Raw genomic sequence first — 1565 nt, 5'->3', positions numbered from 1 at the left:
GCTCCGACGCTCATCCCCGCGCCGGCGAGTTGCTGACGGACGACACGCGCCGCGCCGCCGCTGGCGACGATATCCGCATCCGCAGCGTCGAATGCCTTGGCAATTGCAAGCGGCGCCTCAGCGCCGCGATCCTGCGCGACGGTTGCTGGAGCTATGTCTTCGGCGACCTGACCGCGACCAGCGGCGCCGACCTCGTGACAGGCGCAAAGCTCTTCGCCACCTCGAAAGATGGCCTGATCCCGTGGCGTGGCCGCCCCGATAGCCTCAAGCGCGGCCTCGTGGCCCGCATTCCACCCATCGACATGCTGAAGGATTGACCATGACCACTTCCGTATCCCGCGTTCCCTGCACCGTCGTCACTGGCTTCCTCGGCGCCGGCAAGACGACGCTGGTCCGCCATCTCCTGGAAAACGCCGGCGGCAAGCGCATCGCCATCATCGTCAACGAATTCGGCGACATCGGCATCGATGGCGAGATCCTCAAGGGATGCGGTATCGACACCTGCCCCGAGGAAAACATCGTCGAACTGGCCAATGGCTGTATCTGCTGCACTGTCGCCGACGACTTCGTCCCGGCGCTCGACCAAATCCTGTCGCTGACGCCGAGGGTCGACCATATCCTGATCGAAACCTCGGGCCTGGCACTGCCCAAGCCGCTGGTCCAGGCCTTTCAGTGGCCCAGCGTGAAAAGCCGGGTGACCGTCGATGGCGTCATCGCCGTGGTCGACGGACCGGCATTGGCCGAAGGCCGCGTCGCCAACGACATGGAGGCCCTCCAGGCGCAGCGCGCCGGGGACGAGACGCTCGACCACGACGATCCGGTGGAAGAAGTGTTCGAGGACCAGATCGCCTGCGCCGACCTGATCATCCTGTCGAAGAGCGACCTGATGGACGCCGCCGGCACCGCCCGCGCCAATGCCATCGTTGGCGAACACTCCGCCCGCGCAGTGAAGATCGTGCCGACCTCGCATGGCAAGGTCGATCCCTCCGTGCTGCTCGGGCTCGGTCTGGCCGTCGAGGACGACATCGAAAACCGCAAGTCCCATCATGACGGCGCATTCGACCACGAGCATGACGACTTCGACACGTTCATCGTCGACATTGCCTCGATCGCCAATCCGGACGAGCTGGCAAAGCGCGTCGCCACCGTCGCCGAAGAAGAGAACGTGCTGCGCGTAAAAGGCTTCGTCGAGGTCGGCGGCAAGCCGATGCGGCTCTTGCTGCAGGCCGTCGGGCCGCGCGTCAATCATTACTATGACCGCGCCTGGACCGCTGAGGATGACCGCCGCTCGCGCCTCGTCGTCATCGGCCTGAAAGGGCTGAACCGCCCGGCGATCGAGCGTATACTCGCCGGCTGATTTCGGACACGGATTGCGATGCACATCCTAACCACGACATCCGCCTCGCTCGACGACCTCGCCGAGCCGGTCGATCTGCGGCAGACGCCGGCGGATATCGTGGCCCTGTCCTTCACCGACAGCGACCTCGCCGGACTGGCGGCGGCGTGGAGGACCGATGCCGACCGCCTGCCCTCGATGCGGCTGGCCGCACTGCGCGACTTGCGCC

General features: G+C 65.8%; 3 protein-coding genes. All 3 read left to right on the top strand.

What is annotated here, in order from left to right:
- Nucleotides 1-317: DUF1636 family protein (locus EOA22_RS33140; protein WP_127390583.1), on the top strand; the 317-nt coding region annotated here is incomplete at its 5' end.
- Between the two features lie 2 nt (nucleotides 318-319).
- Nucleotides 320-1357 (top strand): cobalamin biosynthesis protein CobW, encoded by a 1038-nt coding sequence (gene cobW / locus EOA22_RS33135; RefSeq protein WP_063168240.1) that lies wholly within the window; start codon nucleotides 320-322, stop codon nucleotides 1355-1357.
- 18 nt (nucleotides 1358-1375) lie between these two features.
- Nucleotides 1376-1565, top strand: a 190-nt coding sequence (locus EOA22_RS33130) for a hypothetical protein (RefSeq protein WP_164756157.1), incomplete at its 3' end; no start/stop codon positions are given.

The sequence above is a fragment of the Mesorhizobium sp. M7A.F.Ca.US.014.04.1.1 genome (assembly GCF_003998745.1).
In the GTDB taxonomy this organism is placed as follows: Bacteria; Pseudomonadota; Alphaproteobacteria; order Rhizobiales; family Rhizobiaceae; genus Mesorhizobium; species Mesorhizobium ciceri.
This window is presented reverse-complemented; position numbering and strand designations above follow the sequence as displayed.

Coding starts and splice junctions, on each gene's coding strand:
- cobW (WP_063168240.1), top strand. CDS start 320: ATGACCACTTCCGTATCCCGCGTTCCCTGCACCGTCGTCACTGGCTTC.